The 3,002-nt window shown below is 66.4% G+C and carries 1 protein-coding gene; it reads left to right on the top strand.

Features of this window, described 5'->3' with window-relative positions:
* Window positions 1-524 precede the first annotated feature (524 nt).
* The coding region (locus G3N97_RS37610; protein WP_277397881.1) for an ESPR-type extended signal peptide-containing protein at window positions 525-3,002 on the top strand (2,478 nt) is incomplete at its 3' end.

Here is a 3,002-nt window from a genome sequence, read left to right on the forward strand (position 1 = left end):
TAAGCAAAACTGATCCGCCAACGCTTTTCCCCATGCAACGGGCGCTCGATGAGAGCGCCCGTTTTGCTTTATCGGCTCAAGGCGGGGCGCGGTTTTTATCTCCTTCAAGACAATTTAAGAGTTTTCTTGTGGCCCGTTCGATTTGAGCCGCATACCTTAAGCGGGTGATTTTTATCTCGTGCGCCGGCGATCCACGAAGTCATCGGTGTCCGGATTCATGTCGAATCAAATCAGTTAGGCATGCGATTTATCTGGCAACCGTTGAATTGCCTCTCCGGTGACGTTTCCCTCGTCGAGCATGATTGGCCGTTCGCGTGTTCGCGCTCGGGGTGTCGGCAACATTAGCCATTCGGCTAGATGATTTTCCGCGTCGACTGAAGCAAAAATGAGTTTGTCGGGCACACGTCGATTCGTCGCGTGCGGCAGGGTCACGGCTATACGTTTTGGATTCCGAAGTAAAGAAGCGTGGAATCGCCCGATTGAGGCGCTTCCACGTCGCCCCATTGAAACGACCAAGGAAGCGTATGAACAAGGCTTATCGATCTGTCTGGAACGAGTCGGCTGGCGCGTGGGTGGCCGTGCAGGAAAACGCACGCAGTCATGGCAGCAGCGGCGTGAAGGCGGGCGTGGTGAACGCGGCGCAGGCCGTCGCGTTGCTCGGGCTCGGCGGCATTGCGCTCGCGGCGCATGCCACGGACGCGCAGCCGGAAAGCGCCGCCGCGCTACCCGGCGTGGCGGCGAACGATCAGGCCGCCAGAGGGAGCGATAACGCGAATATCGGTGGGAACGTTGGCGCGAGCGAAGTCCAGAACGCCTTGCTGCTCGCCTCGCTGGGCGTTCCGGGCACAGGGGCTTCGGCGGCTTCGGCGAGCCCCGTCGAGATGGCCGCAGCCGCTCCGCAACGCGCTTCGCTGATGGCAACCGCCGCCAATTCGGGCGTCGACACGACCGGCCTGACCACCGCATTCAGGACCGCCGCCTGGTACACGCAGGTCAGAGGTATTGCCAATGCGTCGGGGTCGACGGGGCCAACCGATATGGCGCGCGCGAATGGCGCAGGCAGTATCGCCATGGGCTCGAACACGCAATCCGACGGCAACGCCAGCCTCGCGCTGGGCATTCAGTCGCGTGCGATGGGCAACGATTCGGTGGCGCTGGGCGCGGGCTCCGTGGCGAATCAGGCCAATACCGTGTCGGTTGGCAGTGACGGTATGCAAACGCACGTCGTCTACGACGTGGACAATGTTGCGACCACGCTGCCGAGCCTCGCGAACACGCGCCGCATCGTGAACATGGCGGCGGGTCAGGGCGATACGGACGCCGTGAACGTCGCGCAGCTCAAGGGCGTGACGAGCGCGCTCGGCGGCGGCGCGGCCGTGAGCGGCGACGGTTCGGTCACGGCGCCGAGCTATGTGCTGGGCAACCAGACCTATGGCGACGTCGGCACGGCGTTGAAGGCGGTGGAAAGCACGGCGATCACGGGTTCGGCGGACGGCGTCAAATACGACACGTCCGCGCATACGCGCATCACGTTCGATAGCGCCGACGCGGGCACGGTGCTGTCGAACGTCGCCAATGGCAAGGCCGACCGCGACGCCATCAACCTCGGCCAGTTGAAGGCGGCGGGCCTCGACGTGGACGGCAGTGGCAACGCTACGAACAGCTTCGTCGCTTACGACGACACGTCGCGCGCCACGGTCACGCTCGGCGGCGCGAGCGGCACGCGCATCACGAATCTGGCAGCAGGCAATGTGGCGGCGGGCAGCAGCGACGCCGTGAACGGCGCGCAACTCTACGGCGTCGCCAGCGGCACGGCAACGGCGCTGGGCGGCGGCGCGGGCGTGAACGCAGACGGCTCCCTGAGCGGCCCGGGCTATGTGCTGGGCGGCACGACCTACTCCGACGTCGGCAGCGCGCTCAAGGCGGTGGAGACAACGGCTGCAGCGGGCCCCGTGGACGGCGTGAAGTACGACACTCCCGCGCACGCGCGCGTCACGTTCGATGGCGGCGACGCCGGCACGGTGCTCTCGAACGTCGCCAACGGCACGGCGGACCGCGACGCGGTCAACCTCGGCCAGTTGAAGGCGGCGGGTCTCGACGTGGACGGCAATGGCAACGTCACGAACAGCTTCGTCGCGTACGACGACACGTCGCGCGGCGTCGTCACGCTTGGCGGCGCGAGCGGCACGCGCATCACGAATCTCGTAGCAGGCAATGTGGCGGCGGGCAGCAGCGACGCCGTGAACGGCGCGCAACTCTACGGCGTCAGCAGCAGCACGGCAACGGCGCTGGGCGGTGGCGCGGGCGTCAACGCAGACGGCTCCGTGAGCGGTCCGCGTTATGTGCTGGGCGGCACGACTTACTCCGATGTCGGCACCGCGCTGAAGGCCGTCGAGAGTACGGCTGCGTCGGGTCCCGTAGACGGCGTGAAGTACGACACGCCCGCGCATCAGCGCATCACCTTCGACGGCGGCGAGACGGGCACGGTGCTCTCGAACGTCGCTAACGGCACGGCGGACCGCGACGCGGTCAACCTCGGCCAGTTGAAGTCGGCAGGGCTCGACGTGGACGGCAATGGCAACGTCACAAACAGCTTCGTTGCCTACGACGACACGTCGCGCGGCACGGTCACGCTCGGCGGCGCCAACGGCACGAAGATCACGAACCTCGCCGCGGGCTCCGCGTCGGGCGACGCGGTGAACGCCGGCCAGTTGCGCGCACTCGCGGGCACGCTCGGCGGCGGCGCGGGCCTGGCGTCGGACGGCAGCATCGTTGCGCCCAGCTATCACATGCAGGGCGGCACGCAGACGACTGTCGGCAGCGCGCTCGATACGCTCGACACCGGCCTGAAGTCGCTGCAGCAGAAAATTTCGCAGTCGGGCATCGACCTGGTCACGCAGGATGCCACGAGCCGTGCGATCAAAGTCGGCGCGGGCACCAACGGAACGGTCGTCAATTTCGCTGGCACGGCGGGAAACCGCACGCTCACGGGCGTGGCGGCG

It is taken from the genome of Paraburkholderia sp. Ac-20347 (assembly GCF_017104805.1).
GTDB classification, from domain to species: domain Bacteria; phylum Pseudomonadota; class Gammaproteobacteria; order Burkholderiales; family Burkholderiaceae; genus Paraburkholderia; species Paraburkholderia tropica.